At 67.6% G+C, this 4,182-nt stretch carries 3 protein-coding genes; all 3 read left to right on the top strand.

The annotated features are described in order from the left end of the window. On the top strand, positions 1–2,106 hold a 2,106-nt coding region (locus tag EB084_20905), incomplete at its 5' end, for a hypothetical protein (protein ID NDD30727.1). A gap of 31 nt (positions 2,107–2,137) precedes the next feature. Next, positions 2,138–3,748 carry a hypothetical protein gene (locus EB084_20900; protein ID NDD30726.1) on the top strand — a complete coding sequence of 537 codons (1,611 nt, stop codon included), beginning with the start codon at positions 2,138–2,140 and terminating at the stop codon, positions 3,746–3,748. Then, positions 3,745–4,182 carry a hypothetical protein gene (locus tag EB084_20895; protein NDD30725.1) on the top strand — a complete coding sequence of 146 codons (438 nt, stop codon included), beginning with the start codon at positions 3,745–3,747 and terminating at the stop codon, positions 4,180–4,182. The genes EB084_20900 and EB084_20895 overlap by 4 nt, the downstream gene beginning before the upstream one ends.

The following is a 4,182-nucleotide window of genomic DNA, read 5'->3' as shown; positions in this document are numbered from 1 at the left end:
GCGACGAGCGCCCAGGCCGCCGACAAGGCCGCGCCGGGCAAGCCGGATTTTCTGCCGGGTCAGGTGCTCGTGAAGTTCGACCGCGCCGCCAGCTTCACCGACGTGAAGCGCCTCACTGGCGACCTGGGCCTGCAGACGCTGCGCCACTTCGTCATCCCGCCGCAGATGCAGAAGGCGTTCGGCGGCGAGCTCTACCAGTTCAAGCTCCCCCTGGGAATGACGGTGGAGGAGGGCATCAAGCAGCTCAGCACGCGTCCTGGTGTTTCTTACGTCGAGCCGAACTACAAGATTCACGTCGATGATCCCAAGACCTCGGCCGATGCGTCGATGGTGGCCTCGCTCGAGAAGAAGGTCAGCGAAGGCACCCCAAACGACCTCGACCCGCGTCTGTGGGGCATTCGCAACGATGGCCAGAACGGCGGCACCGCGGGGGTCGACGTGGGCGCCGTGCCTGCGTGGGCCACGACCACGGGTTCGCCGAACGGTCAGGGGCCGCTCATCTGCGTCATCGACACCGGCCTCGACTACACCCATCCAGATCTTGCCGCGAACGTCTGGACCAATCCGAACGAGATCGCGGGTGACGGTGTCGACAACGATGGCAATGGCGTCGTTGACGACGTGCACGGTGCCAACCTCAACGCCAAGACCGGCGACCCGATGGACGACAACGATCACGGCACCCACTGCGCCGGCACCATCGGCGCCGTGGGCAACAATGGCAACGGCATCGTAGGGGTCAACTGGAACGCCACCATCGCGTCAGCGAAGTTCCTCGACGCCAATGGCAGCGGCAGCTACGCCGACGCCATCGACGCCGTGCTCTACGCCACCGCCATCGGCGCGCGCGTCACATCGAACTCATGGGGCGGGGGTGGCTTCAGCCAGGCCCTCTACGATGCGTTCAAGGCGTCGCCTGCGCTCCACATCTGCGCCGCCGGCAACAACAGCGCCGACTCCGACGTCTCGCCGTCGTACCCCGGTGGCTTCGATCTTGACAACGTGGTGAGCGTTGCCGCCATCGACCGCAACGGCAATCTCGCTGATTTCTCGAACTACGGCGCCACCTCGGTCGATCTCGCCGCGCCAGGGGTCGACATCTACTCGGCGAAGCCGGGGGGTACCTATCAGTCGCTCAGCGGAACTTCGATGGCCACGCCGCACGTGACCGGCGTCGCGGGTCTCGTGCTCTCGCAGTTCCCCAACCTCACCAATGATCAGCTCAAGGCCCGCCTCCTCAACTCGGTTGTGAAGGAAGACGAGCTCGAGGGCAAGGTCCTCACCGGTGGGCGTGTCAACGCGGCCAATGCTCTCGAAGACGACAGCGTGGCACCGGCTGACATCACCGACCTTGCGGTGGTCGATTTCGCGGCCACGTCTCTCACGCTGGGCTTCACCGCGACCGGAGATGACGGTGCGACTGGGAAGGCCGCAAGCTACCAGGTGCGGTACGCGTCGCAGCCCATCACCGACCAGGCGTCGTGGAACGCGGCCACTCCCGTGAAGAACCTGCCCGCGCCAGGCGACGCGGGCACGGCGGAGCGCATCCGCGTGCAGATCTCTCCGGATCCGCAGGCGAAGACCTACTACTTCGCGCTGCGGGCCATCGACAACATGGGTAATGCGACAGGCACGGCCACGGCGTCGGGAACCTCCCTCCCCGCGGTGGTGGCGTTTGCCGACGACTTCGAGACCGACAGCGGCAAGTGGCGCGCCGCCGGCGGATGGGGGCGTGCGCGCGAGGAAGGGCACGGCTTTGTCTACCAGGATTCGCCGGGCGGCATCTACCCGCAGAACGCCAAGGGCTCCATCGTCTCGACGCCCATCGATCTCGCGGGGCTGCGCAACCCTCGTCTCACCTTCAGCGCGCGCGTGCAGACCGAGCCTGGCTTCGACAACGGGCGGGTGCAGGTGAGCCGGGACGGCAAGACCTGGGATACCCTCGAGACCATGACGGGCACCCACGACTGGGCCGAGCACGGTCTCGACCTCAAGAGCTACGAGGGGCAGAAGATTCGCCTGCGCTTCGAGCTCACGTCTGACTCGAGTGTCAACTATGACGGGGTTTCCATCGACAGCGTTCGCATTGCGGGTGACCCGGCCTAGGAGCCCTGGGCGTCGTCCAGAATGAATCGGCATGGCGGACGAACGCGACGACGATGAGGCCCTCGATGAGGGCGAAGAAGGTTTCGACGGCGACGAGGCGAGCGACGACCTCTCCGACGATGGCGACGAGGCTTCCCTCGATGAAGGAGAGGCCACGGGCGAAGCCGACTTCGGTGTCGACCTGACGCAGGTGGCGGCGGGTGTCCTCGGCGCGCTCGATCTCTTCCCGTCTGCCTCTTCGCATCACTTCGAGGCCGACACGGGAGCGTGGTCGGTCGACGACTATCACGAGAGCGCCCAGGGCATCTTCGGTCATCTGGCCACCTTCGGCCTCAAGGCGCTCGACCGCTGGATGGCCAACGGGTACTCTCTCTGGGACCAGAACGACGAGCACCTGGCCATCGCCGATCTCATCGTGCCGGGGGTCTCGGCCACCATCGATTTCCTCTCCCGAGGGAGCGAGGTGCTGGCCACGGGGTTTGTCACCAGTGCCGCGCTCGCGCTGCTGCAGCAGCGCTTCCCTGACCTCGACCTCAGCGCGCTGCGGCTGACCGGGCCGCGCATCGAGGGGCCGGATGGGGCGCCGCAGCCCCTTCCCCCCACGCTGGCCGCGGTCTCTCCCGCGGACACGGTCGACCTGCGCACCTACTGCTCGCCGGTGGGCGACCAGGGGCAGACCATGCGGTGCAGCGCCTTTGCGTGGACCCACGGGCTCGAGATGGTGCGCAACATGCAGGGGCGCACGTCCGAGAGGCTGTCGACCAGCTACACCATGATGCAGTTCCAGCAGATGCAGGGAGACTACAAGGGCCATCGCTACGCCTACAAGGGGGGCGATGGCACCATCACGGGGCCTCGTCCTGGCCTCGTGCTCGTGGAGAACGGCACCTGTCACCACGATCTCTGGCCCGACGACAGCCACAAGCCCCACGCCGCCGATGACGAGATGGCCAGCGACGCCGCGCAGTACCGTCTCGAGGCTGCGGTGCAGCCCATCCACCTCGACGATCTCCGCAAGGTGCTCACGAGCGGCTGCCCGGTCCACCTGTCGATGAGCACGGGGCCCGCGTTCGCGGAGCTCGGCCCGGATGGGGTGTTCAGCGCGGCCGAGCGTCCCAGCGGAGACCACGGCTACCATGCCATGCTCGTCGTGGGGTACATCGGGAACTACTACATCGTGAAGAACTCCTGGGGCACCGACTGGGGCGACAAGGGATACTGCTACATCCCTCGCGCGGTTCTCGAGCGCTCTGAGCCGGAGTTGCACGCGATGCTGGTGCGCAAGGAAGGCTGGGAAGGGGGCCTGTCGACTTCGGCGGCTCGGCCGCAGGTGAGTGCAAAGGGGAGCGCCGCGCGTGCGTCGTCGGTTGCGGTCTCCACGCCGGCCTCGCCTCTTTCGTTCGGTCCGCAGGGGGCGCCGAGAACCCCCAGGCCGTCGGCGTGGATGCCCGCTTCGGCCGCGCCGTCGAGCGCGATCGCTCCCTGTGCGGGGTGTGGTGCAGGGCTGCCCCAGGGCGCGCGGTTCTGCCCGACGTGCGGGCATGCCGCGCCAGCATCGCGGGCCTGTTCGGCCTGCGGCGGGAAGCTTCCGACCGACGCGCGGTTCTGCGTTCACTGCGGCGCGAAGGCCCCGCTGCCATGAGCGCTCCTGCGCCGTTCGCGTCTGCCCCGCTTCGCGTGACGCTCAACGAGTCGAGCGGTCCGGTCTCGCCCCGGTTCCAGTACGCGCTCACCGTTGAGGTGAGCGCGATCGAAGCGGGTGGCGCCTGGGTGCGGGTGACGAACCGTCGCCCCGCGGCGGCAGGAGGCGACGTCGAGGCGCAAGGCTCCATCGACGATGCGCGTCTGCGCCGGTTCGTCGCGCAGATCGCGGTCGCACCGCTCGACGATCTCGTGCCGACCGATGGTCCGCGTGTCGGTGTCAGCGTGAATCGGGTGGAGATCGGGGGAGGGGGCGTGCCCGCGTGCGCGTTTTCGTATCTGCTCAATCGTCTCGAGACGCCGGAGGGGGAGCGGGCAAGAGATGTGGTCGAGGCCATCAAGGCCCTGGCCGCTGAGATCGCGCCCCTCGGCTGA

The organism is Pseudomonadota bacterium (genome assembly GCA_010028905.1).
Lineage (GTDB): Bacteria > Vulcanimicrobiota > Xenobia > RGZZ01 > RGZZ01 > RGZZ01.
Note: the sequence above shows the minus strand (reverse complement) of the source record. Positions and strands in the feature narration are given on the sequence as shown.

Coding starts and splice junctions, on each gene's coding strand:
- EB084_20900 (NDD30726.1), top strand. CDS start 2,138: ATGGCGGACGAACGCGACGACGATGAGGCCCTCGATGAGGGCGAAGAA.
- EB084_20895 (NDD30725.1), top strand. CDS start 3,745: ATGAGCGCTCCTGCGCCGTTCGCGTCTGCCCCGCTTCGCGTGACGCTC.